Origin of the sequence: Sinorhizobium sp. 22678 (genome assembly GCF_052044265.1) — a bacterium.
GTDB classification, from domain to species: Bacteria; Pseudomonadota; Alphaproteobacteria; order Rhizobiales; family Rhizobiaceae; genus Sinorhizobium; species Sinorhizobium meliloti_A.
Genome location: NZ_JBQEMS010000002.1, coordinates 178,266 through 194,336 on the forward strand (window position 1 = coordinate 178,266; position 16,071 = coordinate 194,336).

At 63.3% G+C, this 16,071-nt stretch carries 18 protein-coding genes; 11 read left to right on the forward strand and 7 right to left on the reverse strand.

Translation table 11 applies throughout. The features are described 5' to 3' along the window. Positions 1 to 19 precede the first annotated feature (19 nt). Positions 20 to 1,165 (reverse strand): tetratricopeptide repeat protein, encoded by a 1,146-nt coding sequence (locus ACTJKL_RS04285; protein ID WP_440852247.1) that lies wholly within the window; start codon positions 1,163 to 1,165, stop codon positions 20 to 22. A 9-nt stretch (positions 1,166 to 1,174) separates the two neighbouring features. Continuing rightward, entirely contained in the window at positions 1,175 to 1,828 is a 654-nt protein-coding gene (locus ACTJKL_RS04290) for a thiamine phosphate synthase (protein WP_411921769.1), read from the reverse strand. 99 nt (positions 1,829 to 1,927) lie between these two features. On the opposite strand from ACTJKL_RS04290, the gene ACTJKL_RS04295 reads away from it, so the two are divergent. Further along, the gene (locus ACTJKL_RS04295; protein WP_440852248.1) at positions 1,928 to 2,710 is read left to right on the forward strand and encodes a sulfite exporter TauE/SafE family protein; all 783 of its coding nucleotides are present in this window, start codon (positions 1,928 to 1,930) and stop codon (positions 2,708 to 2,710) included. A gap of 78 nt (positions 2,711 to 2,788) precedes the next feature. Beyond that, entirely contained in the window at positions 2,789 to 3,049 is a 261-nt protein-coding gene (locus ACTJKL_RS04300; RefSeq protein ID WP_100672955.1) for an ArsR/SmtB family transcription factor, read from the forward strand. A gap of 152 nt (positions 3,050 to 3,201) precedes the next feature. Here the strand turns inward: ACTJKL_RS04300 and ACTJKL_RS04305 are convergent, their stop codons facing one another. Further along, entirely contained in the window at positions 3,202 to 3,375 is a 174-nt protein-coding gene (locus ACTJKL_RS04305) for a YdcH family protein (protein WP_003536026.1), read from the reverse strand. Between the two features lie 211 nt (positions 3,376 to 3,586). Between ACTJKL_RS04305 and ACTJKL_RS04310 the strand changes: the two genes are divergently transcribed. From ACTJKL_RS04310 to ACTJKL_RS04330, 5 genes are all read left to right on the forward strand, one after another. Then, entirely contained in the window at positions 3,587 to 3,790 is a 204-nt protein-coding gene (locus tag ACTJKL_RS04310) for a YdcH family protein (protein ID WP_003536028.1), read from the forward strand. A 1-nt stretch (position 3,791) separates the two neighbouring features. Next, entirely contained in the window at positions 3,792 to 4,304 is a 513-nt protein-coding gene (gene purE, locus ACTJKL_RS04315; protein ID WP_440852249.1) for a 5-(carboxyamino)imidazole ribonucleotide mutase, read from the forward strand. Further along, positions 4,301 to 5,350: a 5-(carboxyamino)imidazole ribonucleotide synthase gene (locus ACTJKL_RS04320; RefSeq protein ID WP_440852250.1), complete on the forward strand. Its 1,050-nt coding sequence runs from the start codon at positions 4,301 to 4,303 to the stop codon at positions 5,348 to 5,350. The genes purE and ACTJKL_RS04320 overlap by 4 nt, the downstream gene beginning before the upstream one ends. A 173-nt stretch (positions 5,351 to 5,523) precedes the next feature. After that, the gene (ykgO, locus tag ACTJKL_RS04325; RefSeq protein WP_010970191.1) at positions 5,524 to 5,649 is read left to right on the forward strand and encodes a type B 50S ribosomal protein L36; all 126 of its coding nucleotides are present in this window, start codon (positions 5,524 to 5,526) and stop codon (positions 5,647 to 5,649) included. A gap of 175 nt (positions 5,650 to 5,824) precedes the next feature. Beyond that, positions 5,825 to 6,439, forward strand: coding sequence for a tetratricopeptide repeat protein (locus ACTJKL_RS04330; RefSeq protein ID WP_275599907.1), 615 nt, complete (start codon positions 5,825 to 5,827; stop codon positions 6,437 to 6,439). Between the two features lie 307 nt (positions 6,440 to 6,746). Here ACTJKL_RS04330 and pyk read toward each other — a convergent pair whose 3' ends face one another. After that, entirely contained in the window at positions 6,747 to 8,186 is a 1,440-nt protein-coding gene (gene pyk, locus ACTJKL_RS04335) for a pyruvate kinase (protein ID WP_018096799.1), read from the reverse strand. Further along, a complete protein-coding gene (locus ACTJKL_RS04340) occupies positions 8,186 to 8,623 on the reverse strand; it encodes a DUF1036 domain-containing protein (RefSeq protein WP_003531042.1) in 438 nt (145 codons plus the stop codon). Before ACTJKL_RS04340 ends, pyk begins: the two co-directional genes overlap by 1 nt. 229 nt (positions 8,624 to 8,852) lie before the next feature. Between ACTJKL_RS04340 and ACTJKL_RS04345 the strand changes: the two genes are divergently transcribed. The 3 genes from ACTJKL_RS04345 (at position 8,853) to ACTJKL_RS04355 (ending at position 10,352) form a co-directional block, all read left to right on the forward strand. Then, positions 8,853 to 9,647 carry an N-formylglutamate amidohydrolase gene (locus tag ACTJKL_RS04345; protein WP_379937991.1) on the forward strand — a complete coding sequence of 265 codons (795 nt, stop codon included), beginning with the start codon at positions 8,853 to 8,855 and terminating at the stop codon, positions 9,645 to 9,647. Between the two features lie 19 nt (positions 9,648 to 9,666). Continuing rightward, a complete protein-coding gene (locus tag ACTJKL_RS04350) occupies positions 9,667 to 9,972 on the forward strand; it encodes a DUF1244 domain-containing protein (RefSeq protein ID WP_379937990.1) in 306 nt (101 codons plus the stop codon). Positions 9,973 to 10,079: 107 nt separating this feature from the next. Further along, positions 10,080 to 10,352, forward strand: coding sequence for a DUF2312 domain-containing protein (locus ACTJKL_RS04355; protein ID WP_018096796.1), 273 nt, complete (start codon positions 10,080 to 10,082; stop codon positions 10,350 to 10,352). Between the two features lie 68 nt (positions 10,353 to 10,420). Here ACTJKL_RS04355 and ACTJKL_RS04360 read toward each other — a convergent pair whose 3' ends face one another. Both ACTJKL_RS04360 and ACTJKL_RS04365 read right to left on the reverse strand, forming a co-directional pair. Continuing rightward, positions 10,421 to 12,244, reverse strand: coding sequence for a peptidoglycan L,D-endopeptidase MepK (locus ACTJKL_RS04360; RefSeq protein WP_100672948.1), 1,824 nt, complete (start codon positions 12,242 to 12,244; stop codon positions 10,421 to 10,423). Between the two features lie 180 nt (positions 12,245 to 12,424). Then, positions 12,425 to 13,966, reverse strand: a complete 1,542-nt coding sequence (locus ACTJKL_RS04365) for a sigma-54-dependent transcriptional regulator (RefSeq protein WP_440852251.1) — start codon at positions 13,964 to 13,966, stop codon at positions 12,425 to 12,427. 199 nt (positions 13,967 to 14,165) lie between these two features. Here ACTJKL_RS04365 and ACTJKL_RS04370 point away from each other — a divergent pair, with 199 nt between their 5' ends. Continuing rightward, a complete protein-coding gene (locus ACTJKL_RS04370) occupies positions 14,166 to 16,049 on the forward strand; it encodes a M3 family oligoendopeptidase (RefSeq protein WP_440852252.1) in 1,884 nt (627 codons plus the stop codon). Positions 16,050 to 16,071 lie beyond the last annotated feature (22 nt).

A 16,071-nucleotide genomic window follows, 5' to 3' on the forward strand; every position in this document is an offset into this window, starting at 1 on the left:
TCGGATCCGCCGGCGCGTGTCAGGTCGAGCGATATTTGTTTGCCGCCGCCAGCGCCGATTTCTGCTGCGTTTCGTTGAGGCCGAGATAGAAATCCTCGAGCGCATCATCCTTGAGGCCGGCGCGGCGCGAGAGCACGTACCACTTTGCTGCCTCCACCGGATTCGGACGGGTTCCAATGGCATTGACGTAGAGATGGGAAAGCCGGTTCTGGGCGACGACGTTACCGCTTTCGGCGGCGCGTTTCATCCAGGCAAACCCCTCTTCGAGATTGCGGTCGCCGGCAATACCCTCGATCAGCCAGATGGCAATGTCGAGCTGGGCGGTATCATAGCCCGCCCGCGCCGCCCTGAGCAGCCACTCGCGCGCACGGGCCCGCTTGCTCTCCTCTATGCCGTCGACATTGAGATAGATCTGCGAGAGCGCATACTGCGCATCCGCAATGCCCTGCTCGGCGGATTTCTCGTAATAGGGCATCGCCGCCTTCAGCCCCCGCTCGCCCGGCATGTCGGCCACGAGCGTTTGCCCGTAGTTGAACTGGGCCGAGGCGTTGCCGAGATCGGCAGCCTTCTTCATCAGTTCGTCGGCCTTCTTCCGGTCGCGCTTGACATAGCGGCCCTCCATCAGGATCAGGGCATATTTGAACATGGCCGCCGGGTCGCCATTGTTCGCCGCCTGGCCGTACCAGAACGCCGCCGCCTTGGCGTCGCGTGCAACGCCGAGACCCTGCTCCAGGATCGCGGCGACAAGCGTCTGGGCGGCGGGGTCGCCGAGTTGGGCCCGCGGCAAGGCAAGGTCGATCGCCGTCAGGTAGTAACCTCGCTGGAAGGCGCCGTAGGCTTCGTCGATCTTGCCGGTGAAGGGCTTTTCCTCGGGAAGAGCCGGCAATTCGGCTCCCATGCGATCGAAAACGGTGACGCCCTTCGAAGGCGCACTGCCGTCGCCGGGCTTCGGCTTTTCCGGAGCGGCCGTTGCCGGTTTGCGCTCCGCATCCTCCGGCAGTACCGCGCCGTTGAAAGGCGTGATCCGCCCGCGCTTCGACGCGCTGCCCTCGTCAGCCGGCGCAGGCGCGACCGGTTGCTGAGCCACGGCGGGCGCGACTGCAAGAAGCATCGCGGCGGCAAGGGCTGCGGGCCGGCTGGATTTCAGGAGAGAGCGGATTACCATCGGCAGGTCTTAACCTTCAAACCGTGGCGCTTTTTCGTCAAGCAATGCGTTGACGGCCGCAACCACCGACGGCGCCTGACCGGCCTCGCCGAAGACGGCAAGGCGGAGCGCCACGAACTCGGCACCGGTTTCGGCGACGGCAAGCGCGGATTGCGGATCCGTGCCGCCCATGACGATGCAGGGAATTTCGATCATCGACGCCCACCATTCGGCGAGTGCCAGGTTCTTCGGATGCGCCTCCGGCTTTATGTCGCCATCCGTGCGGCCAAAGAAAACGTAATCGGGCCGCAGCTCGCCGATCTCGAGCGCATGGTGACGGTCTGTGGCGTTGCCGCCGCCGACGATCAACTTCGGCGCGTGCCGCTCGATCGCATCGGCAAGCGCATCCGGACCGCCGGCGATGTGGAGACCGTCCGCCTTCGCCCGTCCGGCGACCCGCGTGTCGCCCTCGATCAAGGCCGCGGCGCCGGCCTGCTGGATCACCGGCACGAGCGCTTCCGCATGCTTCTGGAAATCTGCATCGCCGAGCGCGTATTGCGGCACGATCACGGACGCTACGTCGCCGCCCCTCAACGCCTCGCCGACGAGTTTCGCGCGTTCCGCGCTATCTGCGATATCCGGAACGACCAGCACGAGGCGGCAGCGGTCTTCAATGTTGCTCATGAGTCAATCCTGGCGATCTCGCTTCGGGCCGGAAGCCGGCACTCGATTTCATTGCGGAAAACCGATAGACGGAGATGACAAAAGGATCAACCGCCGCCAATGCTTCCCGACATCGACTTCTATCTCGTTGCCGTTCCGGCCGTCGTGCTCGTTGGCCTGTCCAAGGGGGGCATGGGAGAGGCCCTGTCGCTGATGGGCGTCCCGATCCTGTCCATGGTCGTTTCGCCCGTACAGGCCGCGGCGCTGCTCCTGCCGATCCTCATCGCCATGGACATCGTTTCCCTTTTGATCTGGCGCAAGCACGGGGATCGGCAAACCCTTATGATGCTCCTCCCGGGCGCCCTCGCCGGCATCGCGGTCGGCTGGGCCACGTCCGCCTATGTGCCCCGCGACGCGCTGAAGCTGATCATCGGGCTCATCACCGTCGTCTTCGTACTGCGCTATGTCTACACCCTGTGGCGCAGCCGCAATGGTCCACCCATCCAGCCGAAACCGCAGCGCGCCGGTCCGGCAGCACTCTGGGGCTCCTTCGCCGGCTATGGCAGCTTCGTCGCCCATGCCGGCGGTCCGCCTTTCCAGATATACGCACTGCCGCTGAAGCTCGCGCCGCGCGAATATACCGGCACCATCGTGCGCTTCTTCGCGACCCTCAATGCGGTGAAGCTCATCCCCTATTTCGCCCTTGGCCAACTCGATCTCAGCAATCTCAAGACCTCGGCCACGCTCTTCCCGCTGGCCATGGTCGCGACCGCCTGCGGCGCCTGGACCGTCCGGCGGATGAAGCCGCAGGTCTTTTATCCCTTCATGTACACGATGGCCTTCCTCGCCGGCTCGAAGCTCGTATGGGATGGGCTCCGGAGCATCGTATCGGGAGGAGTGTAGCGGGTGCTGCCGTGCGAAGCACATTCCGCACCGCACAATTTTCTTGCCGCTCCGGGGGAATTCGCCTAACGTCCGCGCATGACGATCGCGGACCCATTCGATGCCATTGCGGATCCGAACCGGCGCCATCTGCTGGAGGAACTCAGGCGCGCGCCAAGAACCGTCAACGAGCTCGCCGAAGGTCTGCCGATCAGCCGGCCCGCCGTCTCCCAGCATCTGAAAGCCCTGCTTGACTGCAGCCTGGTATCAGTTTCGACCAGCGGCACACGGCGGATCTACGCGATCAACAAGCCGGGCTTCGACCGGCTCAACCTGTGGCTGGACCAATTCTGGTCCTGATGCATGCCGTCCGGCCGGCAAAGCCGACCGGACCTTGGTCCGGTCAAGCAATGCAATCTATCTTTTCGGGATTGTTTTGACCCTATCGTTGCATCGCCTCTGCAGTTCCGCGTGGCGATGCGTCCCGATTCAATCGGGAGTACCGTTCACGCTCAGTGCGTCGAGGAACGGAGTCTTTCGATTTCGTCCTTGATGCGCAGCTTCCGTCGCTTGAGTTCGCTGATCAGTTCGTCCTCGCAGGACGGAGAGTTCAGAGCCTCGTGTAGCTCCTCTTCAAGGACGCCATGTTTTTTCTCAAGCGTTGCAAGATGAGCCTCAATGGTCATTGGCAGTCCCTTCCCTTTAGCTTGCATCCGGCACGCAAATGCCGGATGTTCCATGGTTGAAACCTTTTTAATGTGCCATGCCATTTTTCATTTGTCGAAGGCGAAATGATGACGCCGGGTAACTTCCCGTCGCTAACCAAGATGTGGTAGAGCGACGCAGGAATTTCCGGATCGCGGATCGGCGAAGCCGGGCTTATGGGGATCGCTTTGCATGCCGGACCAGGACCAGGCCGAACTCAGACTGACTATCGCGCGCCTGAGGCAGGAACACGAAGACTACGACGCGGCAATCAACGCGATGATCCAGACGGGCTGCGACGCCTTGCGCGTCCAGCGCATGAAAAAGAAGAAGCTGGCCATCAAGGACAAGATCACCAAGATCGAAGACCAGATCATTCCCGACATCATCGCCTGAAATGGATCGAGACGTGACCGACACTACGCCCCCGCCCGTCGCCATCATCATGGGAAGCCAGTCGGACTGGGAGACGATGAAGAACGCGGCCGACACGCTCGAGGCGCTCGACATCGCTTACGAAGCCCGGATCGTTTCCGCCCATCGCACGCCCGACCGCCTGGTCCGCTTCGCCAAGGGCGCGCGCGACGAGGGGTTCCAGGTGATCATCGCCGGCGCCGGCGGTGCGGCGCATCTTCCCGGCATGTGCGCGGCCATGACGCCGCTTCCGGTCTTCGGCGTTCCGGTCCAGTCGAGAGCGCTTTCCGGCCAGGACAGCCTGCTGTCGATCGTGCAGATGCCGGCCGGCATTCCGGTCGGCACGCTTGCGATCGGCAAGGCGGGCGCCATCAATGCGGCACTTCTGGCCGCCGCCGTGCTCGCGCTGGGTGACGAGGATCTTGCCGACCGTCTCGACGACTGGCGCGAACAGCAGACCGTATCGGTCGCGGAATATCCGGTAGACGAGGTATGAAGATCATCGGCATCATCGGTGGCGGCCAGCTTGGCCGCATGCTGGCCATGGCCGCTGCCCGCCTGAACTTCCGCACCGTGGTGCTCGAGCCGCAGCCGGACTGTCCGGCGGCGCAGGTGGCGAACGACCAGATCATTGCCGCCTATGATGATCCGCGCGCGTTGGACGAGCTTGCGCGGGTGGCGGATCTCATCACTTACGAATTCGAGAACGTCCCGGTCTCGGCCGCCGAGCAACTCGCCCGTTCGCGGCCGGTCTTCCCGCCGCCGAAGGCGCTGGAAGTGGCGCAGGACCGTCTCGTCGAGAAACGCTTCATCAACGGCTGCGGCATCGCCACCGCCGGATTCCATCCCGTCGACAGCCAGGCCGATCTGGAGGCCGCCCTTGCGGACTTCGGCGGGGCCGGCGTGCTCAAGACCCGCCGGCTCGGCTACGACGGCAAGGGCCAGCGCGTCTTCCGTTCCGCTGCCGACGATCCGGCCGGCGCCTATGTGGCGCTCGGACAGGTCCCGCTGATCCTCGAAAGCTTCGTGCCGTTCGACCGGGAGATCTCGGTCATCGCCGCACGCGCGCCCGACGGCACCACCGCCTGTTTCGATCCTGCCGAAAATGTGCATCGCAACGGCATTCTCCACACATCGACCGTGCCCGCATCCGTCGGCGGGTCGACCACGGAGGCCGCCCGCAAGGCCGCAACCGCCATTCTCGACGCGCTCGGCTATGTCGGCGTCATCGGTGTCGAGTTCTTCGTTCTGGCCGACGGCGGCGTCGTCGCAAACGAGATCGCGCCGCGCGTACACAATTCCGGCCACTGGACGGAGGCCGCTTGCGTCGTTTCGCAGTTCGAGCAGCATATCCGCGCGATTGCAGGCCTGCCCCTCGGCGACCCGTCGCGCCATTCGGACTGCGTGATGCAGAACCTCGTCGGCGACGACATCGCCCGCGTTCCGGACCTGCTTGCCGAACGCAATGTGCTCCTTCATCTCTACGGCAAGGCCGAGGCGCGGTCCGGCCGCAAGATGGGGCACTTCACCCGCCTGCTCTGACCGGGACGCATGGAAGACGGGGACAGGCGGCAAAATCCCCGTCATGCGGTTGACACGATTGGGGCGACACGGTATGTGCCTGCCTACTTGAACAGCGCGCTGAACGGCGCGCTTTTGATTGTTGGAATTACCGGGCGAATTTTCGTTCCCCGAAACCCTGCGGATCAGGAAAAATGAAGATCAAGAATTCGCTCAAATCCCTGAAGACCCGTCACCGCGAAAACCGTCTGGTTCGTCGCAAGGGCCGCGTCTACATCATCAACAAGCTGAACCCACGCTTCAAGGCACGCCAGGGCTGATGCTTGCTGCAGGCCGTGCCTGCAGCGCCGCGCGTCTTCGCGGATGCGCAAAGGTCGTAGCACTTGACTTGCTGCACGTTTCCTGAATCGGCGCGATTCAAGGTAAATCCGGAACACGGCGGCTTGCTCGCCGATTTCCCAAAATTGATTTGATCTTGTTTCATGGCGGGCTACGATGTCCGCCATGCGTGTTTTTATGAAGCTGATACTGGCATCTCTTGCCGTGACCGCCGCCGCGATAGTGGCCGCCGCGCCGCTTAGTGCGGCAGAACCCTCGCCTCAGGCCGAGGTCGCTGCGCTTACCACTCCGAAAGAGCGTGTCGATGCCCTCTTCGCCGATCTCAAGAAGGAAGGCGATGAGGACAAGGCCCGGCAGGTGGCCGATCGCATCCGCCTCGAATGGCAGGATTCCGGTAGCGCGACCGTGAATCTCCTGATGCAATGGGCCAACAAGGCGATTGCCGATGAGAAGCAGTCGGCGGCGCTCGATCTTCTGGACCAGGCGCTTGCCCTCGCCCCCGACTATGTCGAAGGCTGGAACCGTCGCGCCACGCTGCACTACCAGATGGGCAACTTCCGAAAGTCGATGTCCGACATAAATCATGTCCTTGCCCTGGAGCCTCGCCATTTCGGCGCGCTCGCCGGCATGGCCACCATGCTTGAGGCCGCCGGGAAGGATGAACTTGCCATGCGCGCATGGCAGCAATTCCTCGACATCTACCCCTCCGACCGGAAGGCGCAGGAGCAACTCGGCGAACTCGCGGAAAAGCTTGCCGGCAGCCGCACGTGACCGGCACCTGAGGACGCGAGAATGCCCCTCGTCCGGCTTGCGGGCGCAAGGCGTCCCCACCGGTCCGTTCTCCCCATTAGAGCAGTTCCAGGAGAAGTGTGTAACGGTTTTCCGTCCGGATGTGCGTTCAAATGGTTAGAGCATTCCAGTGTTTCTACGAAACGTTGAAATGCTCTAAGACGCGCTGTCAACGTGGAGAGCGGACGAAGTCGGCGCCGCGAGCCCCTTCGCCCCGCTTGCGGGGAGAAGGTGCCGGCAGGCGGATGAGGGGCTGCGTCGAAAAGCGCTCGATCGAGCAGGCGGCGGCTCAGATGCCCGATTGGCCGTCCGAGCCGATATAGGCGATGCGCAGCATGTTGGTGGCGCCGGGGGTACCGAGCGGCACGCCGGCGGTTACGATGATTCGGTCTCCCGGCTTCCCGAAGCCTTCCGTCGAGACGATTCGACAGGCGCGGTTGACCATATCGTCGAGATCGGTCGCATCCCCTGTGACGACGCAGTGCAGCCCCCACACCACGGAAAGCCGGCGAGCCGTCTGGACGATCGGCGAAAGTGCGATGACAGGCACCTGGGGGCGCTCGCGCGCAGCGCGCAGCCCGGTGGTGCCGGAGGAGGTGTAGGTCACGATTGCGGCAAGCTTGAGCGTCTCGGCGATCTGGTGAGCGGCAAGCGAGATGGCGTCCGCGCCCGTTGCTTCCGGCGGCGTGCGCTGAGCGTAGATGATCCCCGGATAATGCGGGTCGCGCTCGACGTTGCTGGCGATCGACGCCATGGTCGAAACCGCCTCGACCGGGTACTCGCCGGAGGCGGATTCGGCCGAAAGCATCACCGCATCGGCACCCTCGAACACGGCGGTCGCCACGTCCGACACTTCTGCGCGCGTCGGCACCGGCGAGGAGATCATCGATTCGAGCATCTGCGTGGCGACGACGACCGGCTTGCCCGCGCGCCGGCAGGCACGCGTCAGTTGTTTCTGAAGCCCGGGTACGGATTCGAGCGGCATTTCGACGCCGAGGTCCCCGCGTGCCACCATCAGCGCATCCGAAAGCTCGATGATCTCGTCGATCCGCTCGATCGCCTGCGGCTTCTCGATCTTCGACATCAGTCCAACGCGACCGCGGGCGATCTTGCGAACCTCGGCAAGGTCCTCAGGGCGCTGAATGAAGGAAAGCGCCACCCAATCGACCTCTCCTGTCGCCAGCACGGCGTCGAGGTCCACGCGGTCCTTGTCGGTCAGCGCGCCGACGCCAAGCAGCGTATCGGGCAGGCTGACGCCCTTGCGGTCCGAAATCCGCGTGCCGGAAACGACCGTGGTGACGATGCTCTTGCCATCGGACTTTTCGGCGCGCAGATGCAGCTTGCCATCGTCGATGAGCAAGCGATGGCCGGGCTTCACCGCTTCGAGGATCTCCGGATGCGGAAGATAGACGCGGCGGCTGTCGCCGGGCACATCGCGGTTGTCGAGCGTGAAGGTCTGGCCGATCTTGAGTTCGACCTTGCCTTCGGCGAACTTTCCGACGCGCAGCTTCGGCCCCTGCAGATCGGCGAGGATACCGATCGGACGGCCGCAGCGCGCCTCGACCACACGGATCCGTTCGATCAGCGTGCGCATGACCTCATGGCTTGCATGGCTCATGTTGATTCGGAACAGATCGGCCCCCGCCTCGTGCAGCTTCTGAATCATCTGCTCGTCGGCCGATGCCGGCCCGAGTGTCGCGAGGATTTTGACTTTCCTGTTCCGTCTCATCAATTCTGGCTTTCCTGCGTGCCGGGCGTGTCGGAAAGCTGAACCATCCAGCTTCCCTGCCGCCCCGTGTCGTATTCCTTGAATCCCATGCGCTGGAAGCCGCGGGCGAAGCAGTCCTGCACGCCGACGATCTTGAACTCGTTTTCGGCCACGCACATGTTGACGTCGCCGGTCCAACGGCCGCCCTTGGCCGCATCTTCCGCGTAGAGATAATAATATCGGGACTGAAGTTCGCCTTCGATCAGCGTGGCGCAGGTGGTCGCCGGAACCTGCCACCAGCCTTCGGTCACCCAGCCTTCCTTGGCCCGATAACCGATCGCCACGCCGACCAGAGTCTGCGTCCCATTGCAGACTCGAAAATCGGCGCGGGCATCGCCGGCAGAGAGAAATGAAGCGGAAATTGCCAAGGAAAACAGGAGGATGGATCCAAACGTCATCGACCCCGGCTTCACTCTGGAAAAAGGATATCTAGACACGGCTTCCTACGGAACTCCGTTTTGATTTGCGTGGCACTTTCTTGCGACGCCCAGCCCTGAAAGTCAACGCAACTCTAATCGATTATAATCGTCATTCCTGTGACGGAACGGCATAAGAGCTTCGCGTTTTTCTTGCGAATGGCGGCTTTGCGTGCAATCAGGTGGGTACCCTTAGCCTGGCAGGAGCCGAATGCACCATTACTCGCCTTACGAGATCACCGGGGGCGATCCGGCAAAGGGTCTCGTGCTGGTTGCCGACCATGCAATGAACCGGCTGCCGCCGGAATATGGCCGGCTCGGCCTGCCCGAAAGCGCCTTCGAGCGTCACATCGCCTACGATATCGGCATCGAACCGCTGACGCGGCAATTGTCGGACGCACTCGGCGCACCGGCCGTGCTCGGCTGTTTCTCGCGCCTCCTGATCGATCCGAATCGCGGCGAAGACGACCCCACCCTGATCATGAAGATTTCCGATGGCGCGATCGTTCCGGGCAACCACCCGATCTCGGACGAGGAGTGGCAGAACCGCATAAGGCGCTTTCACCGCCCCTACCACGAGGCCGTGTCCGAAACCATCGCCCGGTCCGCCGCGGCCGGCGCAAGAGCGCCTCTCGTCATTTCCCTGCATTCCTTCACGCCCTTTTGGAAGGGCGTGGCACGCCCCTGGCATGCCTCGGTTCTCTGGGACAACGACCCGCGCGCCGTGTTTCCGCTGATCGAACGGCTGGAGGCCGCCGGCGACATCGTCGTCGGCAACAACGAGCCCTATGACGGCGCGCTGCGTGGCGATACCATGTACCGGCACTGCATGGCTCCCGGGATCGCGCATGCGCTGATAGAGGTCCGCCAGGATCTGATCGCCGATGCCGCGGGCGTCGCCGCCTGGGCGGAACGTCTGGCGCCCATCCTTGCGGCGCTCAACGGCCTGCCGGAGCTTCATGCCTACCAGCGGCACCCGTCCCGCACGGGTGCTTACAGCGACTGAAGAAGAGGAGGCCACCCCGATGAGCGAAATCAGTCCGGAACAGCGCACCGCCTTCGAGGCCGCGGCTTTCCGCCGGCTGCTCGAACATCTGCGCGAACGCAGCGACGTCCAGAACATCGACTTGATGAACCTCGCCGGCTTCTGCCGCAATTGCCTGTCGAACTGGTATCGCGAGGCGGCGGAGGCCTCCGGCGTGCCGATGAGCAAGGAGGAGTCCCGGGAGATCGTCTACGGCATGCCCTATGAGGAATGGCGGGCGCAGAACCAGGCTGAGGCCTCGCCCGAACAGAAAGCCGCGTTCGAACGCAATCGCCCGAAGGAGTAAGACCTGCGCGGGAAATGCCTGTGTTGTTGCGCAATCGCCCTTGACCTCGGCGGCCGTTCACGGCAGTTCACAGCACCCGGAAAATTCATCCCCACAAGGAGACGACCATGTCGGATGCTCACGGCATTGCCCGCGACCAGCTTCGCGCTTTCATCGAACGGATCGAACGGCTGGAAGAAGAGAAGAAGACCATCGCCGACGACATCAAGGATGTCTATGGCGAGGCAAAATCGATGGGCTTCGATGCCAAGATCCTGCGCAAGGTGATTTCGATCCGCAAGCAGGACGCCGACGAGCGCATGGAACAGGAAGCGATCCTCGACACCTACCTCCAGGCGCTGGGCATGATCCCTGCCGCCGAATCCGAGGACGCGGCCTGACAACTCGGCAAAAAGCCCGCCGGCGGACTGACCTGGCGGGCTTTTATATTTAAGCGGCAATAGAAGGCTCAGTTTGTGCTGAACTTCTTCACTTCCATGAAGTTGACCGCGCTGCCGCTGAAGCGCGCCGTATCGACCGCTCCGCTATTGCTGGTGAAGCCGGCCGCATAAACGGTCGTCGGCGCGACGCGGAGCGACTTGCTGACGAAGCGCGGGGCCTTGACCGGCTTCGACAGGGTAGCCACACGGCCCGCCGAAAGTGCCCACTCGGAAATGATCTTCTGCGTCAGTTTCGGTTCCGTGCGCACGGAAGACCGGCTCTTCGCCTGGGCATCCTGCCTCTTGGGACGGGCGCCCTTCGAGGGAGCATCGGCCTCCGTGTCGAAGACGCTGTCGAAGATCGCCTCACGTGAAGCGGAACCCGACTGCGGCGCATAGGCCGCGACCTCGATCGCCGGAGAAAATGCAGGCGCCCGATCCTCGCTGGTCGGCGCTGCGAGGGCAACGCGCGTACCGGCGGCACTCGGCGGCTGCGCCGCGGAAGCGAGCGCAGGCCCATCCGCAGAAGCGGGAATAGTGACCTCGGCGTGAGCCACGGCCGCGAGCGCCTCTTCGCCGGCCGGACGCATTCCCGGCACCGGCACGAAGCCGAACTCCTGAGCCTGGCCGTCGGCGGAGGCGACGAGCGTCTCGTTGGCGATCAAGGCGTTCATGTCGCGACGGTCGAGCATTTGCGGAACCGGAACCTTGAGGGTGCTCAGATCCGCGAATTCCGAAGGCACGGCCGCTGTCTGCGGCATGGCAGCTGCCAGCGCCTCCTGGGCACTGTTCTTTTCCGGCGCGACGAGTGCAACCGCTACGCCGCCATCAGCCGGGGTTTCCTTGAATGCCGGTCGCACGGCCGGCACCGGTGCGTTGATATCCTGCTGCCCGGCAGGCGCCGCAGTGGAACCTGCAACACCGGGAAGAGCATCCTGGGCCGCCGGCGCCGATGCAGTCTGAACCTTGGCCGGAGCTTCCTCTTCGGCGCCGCCGGCAGCGATTGCCGCGGGTTCTTCATCCTCGTCGCCGCCTCCGCCGAAGAGCGCGGCGAAGAGGTTGCGGCGCTTGCCGGTATCGCCCGGCCCCTTGGCGCCGCCGCCTGCGACCTGGATCGCCGATGCGCCGACGCGGCGCTTGTAATCGGCCACAGCCTGCTCATAGCCCGGCAGCGGCCTTCCGTCGGAGGGAATATGCATGGTCTTGCCGTCCGGGAAGAGCCGCGCGAGCTCGTTGCGCGTCATGCGCGGCCATGCGCGTACCCCGCCGACGTCCATATGGACGAAGGGCGAACCGGAAGTCGGGTAATAGCCGACGCCGCCGACCTGGAACTTCATGCCGATCTCGCGCAGCGCCTTGAGCTTCACGTCCGGTATATAGAAGTCCATCGCCTTGCCGAGCATGTGCTGGCTCTTCTTCGCCACGCCCTTCGACCGCGACCTCAGCATGCCGTTCGTGGCCGGCGAGCGATAGGCGGAAACGACGTGGATATAGTCGCGCGAACCGCTCTTCTGGTAGACTTCCCAGACGAGATCGAGCAGGCGCGGATCCATTTTGGTCGGCTCGTTCCGCCGCCAGTCGCGCAGGAAACGATTGATCTGCTGCAAACCCTTCTGATCGTAGCGACCGTTGCGCTTGAAGGTGATCTGCGCCTTTTCCTTGGTGTGGATGAAATAGAGCTTGAGGGTGCGTGTCTGGCCGGCGGCCTCGACCGGAGGCGCCATCCCGGGTGTGACGAGGGAGCAAACCAGCGCGATGGACGCCAGGACCTGGGGCGCCTTTCGAGCGACCGCCGAGCAGAGTCTGCGCGCAAAGGAACCGACTGGTTCCTCCAAACCGAACAAATTTGGCATTCAATCCCCGTCCGACGGACAACCGTGCTTTGCTGTCTCAGATGACTGTCAAATAAGGTGACAGCATGGCAATTATGCCACAGTGTTCACCGCCCCTTATAATATAGTGAACAGTTTGCTAACAAGGTCTAAACGGCGGTGGACGATTTGCACGGCAAATGAGGTGTGAATGCGTCGATTTTATGCTGCTTCACGCAAGGGATTGTCGGGATCGATGCCGTAATCCTTGAGTTTGCGATAGAGAGTCGAGCGGCCGATTCCCAGTTTGCGCGCCACCTGGCTCATCTGGCCGCGGTAGAATTTCAGGGCAAAGCGAATCAGTTCCTCCTCGACCTCAGCGAGCTTCCTGACCTCGCCGCCCTCGCTGAGGCTGGCGATGGCGTTCTCCAGGCGGCCGTCCGGAGTCGTCTCGGCATGCGCCGGTTGTTCCCGCGCGCCAGCATCCGCCTGGGCAGCGGCGAGCTGAGCGGCAACGGGACGACGTTCCGGGCCGGCTTCGCCCCAGGAGAGACCGCTGCGGTCGGCAACGATGTATCCCGGTATCTGGGTGGCGACCTGCGGAAAGTCCCTGACCGTGAGCTCGTGACCTTCGGCGAGGACGACCGCGCGGAAGATGGCGTTTTCGAGCTGGCGGATATTGCCCGGCCAGTCGTAGGACGTCAGCAGCGCCATCGCGCCGCTCGATACCGTCAGCCTCTGATCCAGCCTCTGCTCGGCGGCGAAGCGCTCGACGAAGGCGCGTACGAGAACGGGGATATCCTCCTTGCGCCGGCGTAGCGCCGGAATGGTGATCGGGAAGACGTTCAGCCGATAGTAGAGATCTTCGCGGAACCGGCCCTCGCGAACCTCGGTGATGAGGTCCTTGTTGGTGGCCGAGATGAGGCGCACGTTCACCTTCTGCGGCTGACGCGCCCCGATCGTCTCGATCTCGCCCTGCTGGACGGCGCGCAACAGTTTGACCTGGACCTCGAGCGGAAGATCGCCGATCTCGTCGAGAAAGAGGGTGCCGCCATCGGCATCGACGAACTTGCCGCTGTGCTTTTCGCTTGCGCCCGTAAACGCTCCCTTCTCATGACCGAAGAGAATGCTCTCGACGAGATTGTGGGGAATGGCGCCGCAATTGACGGTGACGAAAGGCTTCGCCGCCCGGTCGCTCGCCGCCTGGATGGCGCGGGCCACCATTTCCTTGCCGACGCCCGACTCGCCCTCGAGCACGATCGGAATGTTCGACTGGGCAGCGCGGCGCGCGAGATCGATGACGCGGATCATCGCCGGGCTTGCCGAGACGATATCGTCGAAACCGACGGCCCCGCCGCGCGGACGCCGCGCGGTTTTGACCTTGCCGTCGCGGCTCGCCATCTTCAGCGCGTTGCCCAAGGCGATCGACAGCCGCTCCGGCGAAACCGGCTTTACGAGAAAATCGAAGGCGCCGGCCTGCATCGCCTGGACCACCGTTTCGATGCCGCCCTGCCCTGTCTGAACGATGACCGGGATGTCGATGCCACGTTCGGCGAGCGCCTCGAGAAGGCCGTGCCCGTTCATTTCCGGCATCAGAAGATCGAGCAGGATGACGTTGATGATCCCGCCCTTGCGTTGCAGGAGTTCGAGCCCGCTGCGCCCGTTATCGGCGAGATGCGCGACATGGCCCAGCCGCTCGATCATGTTCGTCAGCAGCCGCCGCTGCACCGGATCGTCGTCGATGACAAGAATATGAGATGTCACGAAAGCCTCCTGCTTGGGACACGCGGGGTACCTTTGGCCAGCATCATGTGCCAAATCATACCGGCCATTCGTCCCACAAACGGCTGAACATCCTGTTTTGAGAAATGCTTGCATTTTATCCATTGCGGGCGGTAGCAATGGGCGCCATGCCGTTGCCTCGCTTCAGGGTTAAGGCCTGTTCAAAACGAGAGAACCGACGATGAATTTTGCCTCGCCACGCCTCGCCGCCTCCGGGCAATCCCTCCTGCGCGCCTCGCTGGTGAATTCCGGGGCCGGACAGGCTTCAGCAGCGCCGGCCGAGCTCGGCGAGCTGCCGTCCTGGCGGCTCACGGACCTCTACCTCTCGCCCTCTTCCGAGGAATTCCGCTCGGACCTCGCGAAGGCGGAAGCCGACGCGATCGCCTTCGAGGCGAAGTGGAAGGGCAAGCTCAAGGAGGCTGCCGGCCGAACCGGCGATCAGGGCATCGGCACGGCCGTGAAGGAATTCGAGGCGCTGGACGACCTCATGGGCCGCATCGCCTCCTTTGCGGGGCTTACCTATTTCTCCGATACGTCCAATCCGGCGAACGGAAAGCTCTACGGCGACGTCCAGTCGAAGCTTACCGACATATCGGCGCATCTCCTGTTCTTCTCGCTGGAACTCAACCGCATCGGCGACAAGGTGATCGACGCCGCCCTCGCGACCGACAGCCTTGCCGCCCACTATCGGCCCTGGATCCTCGACCTGCGCAAGGACAAGCCCTTCCAGCTCGACGACAGGCTGGAGCAGCTTTTCCTCGAAAAGTCCATGACCGGTGCAAACGCCTTCAACCGGCTCTTCGACGAGACGATCGCATCGCTGACCTTTTCGGTGGACGGCAAGGAGCAGCCGCTGGAAGTGACGCTCAACCTTCTGCAGGACCCTTCAGTCGAAGTGCGCAAGAAGGCCGCGCTTGCGCTCGCGGAAACCTTCAAAGCGAATATCCGCACCTTCACCCTCGTCACCAACACGCTTGCGAAGGACAAGGAAATCTCCGACCGCTGGCGCGGTTTCGAGGATATCGCCGACAGCCGCCATCTCGCCAACCGGGTGGAGCGTGAGGTCGTGGACGCTCTGGCCGCATCGGTGAAGGCCGCCTACCCCCGGCTCTCGCACCGCTATTATGCGATGAAGGCCAAGTGGCTCGGCATGGAGCAGATGGATTTCTGGGATCGGAACGCCCCTCTGCCGGAAACGCCGAACGCGCTTATTCCCTGGAACGAAGCAAGGGATACGGTCCTTTCCGCCTATCACGCCTTCGCCCCGGAAATGGCGGCGATCGCGCGGCGCTTCTTCGACGATAGCTGGATCGACGCGCCGGTCCGACCGGGCAAGGCGCCGGGCGCTTTCGCGCATCCGACCGTCCCTTCCGTGCACCCCTATGTTCTGGTCAACTACATGGGCAAGCCGCGCGACGTGATGACGCTCGCTCACGAGCTCGGGCATGGCGTCCATCAGGTCCTTGCCGGCGCCCAGGGCGCGCTGATGGCCTCGACGCCGCTGACGCTTGCGGAAACCGCATCCGTGTTCGGCGAGATGCTGACCTTCCGCGCGCTCCTCGACCGGACCAAGGACAAGCGCGAACGCAAGGCGATGCTTGCGCAGAAGGTCGAGGACATGATCAACACGGTCGTCCGGCAGATCGCCTTCTATGATTTCGAGCGCAAGGTGCATACGGCCCGCAAGGAAGGCGAACTGACGGCCGAGGACCTGGGCCGGATATGGCTGTCGGTGCAGAGCGAAAGCCTCGGCCCGGCGATCCGGCTTTCTGAGAGCTACGAGACCTACTGGGCCTATATCCCCCACTTCATCCATTCGCCCTTCTACGTCTATGCCTATGCCTTCGGCGATTGCCTGGTGAACTCCCTCTATGCCGTCTATCAGAACGCCGAGCGCGGCTTCCAGGAGAAATATTTCGAGATGCTGAAGGCGGGGGGAACGAAGCACCATTCCGAGCTTCTCGCGCCCTTCGGGCTCGACGCCACCGATCCGTCGTTCTGGGCACAGGGCCTGTCGATGATTGAAGGGCTCATCGACGAACTGGAGGCGCTTGATAAGGCGTGACCCGCTCGGGCCTTATCGGCCC